This window comes from Nocardioides sp., assembly GCF_024509035.1.
Lineage (GTDB): Bacteria > Actinomycetota > Actinomycetes > Propionibacteriales > Nocardioidaceae > Nocardioides.
In genome coordinates, this window is record NZ_JANINT010000419.1 from 1 (window position 1) to 524 (window position 524).

Consider the following 524-nt stretch of genomic DNA (forward strand, 5'->3'; position numbering starts at 1 on the left):
TGCGCTCTGATGCCTCGAGGCGGCCCGGGCGGACGTGACCCCGATGACCGAGCAGATCTCCCGCAGCCCCGAGCGGCTCTCCAGCGTCGCCATGGCCGCCCGGATCCTGCGCGAGTTCGGCAAGCACAGCACCCAGCTGGGAGTCAGCCAGCTCGCCCGGCGGGTCGGCGTGGGCAAGAGCACTGCCCACCGCATCATCTGGACCCTCGTCCAGGAAGGCCTGCTCGAGAAGGTCGAGGAGACAGGGCTGTTCCGGCTCACCACGACGATGCGCTCCCTCGGCGCCAGCGCCGAGACGGCCCAGCGCCTCCACGAGGCGGCCACGACGCCGCTCGACGAGCTGCGCCGGTACACGGCGGGCACCCTCCACGTGGCGATCCTCGACGGGACCGACGTGCTGTACGTCGAGCGGCGGGAGGGGCCCGGCGCCATCCCGGTCTTCCGGTCCGTCGGGAGCCGCAACGCCGCGCACGCGACCTCGACCGGCAAGGTGCTGCTGGCCTTCCTCCCCGCAGAGCGCCAGG

General features: G+C 72.9%; 1 protein-coding gene. It reads left to right on the forward strand.

The features are described 5' to 3' along the window. Positions 1-43: 43 nt before the first annotated feature. Positions 44-524 (forward strand): DUF977 family protein (locus Q0L15_RS22860; protein WP_296607159.1); only part of this gene is annotated, 481 nt, incomplete at its 3' end.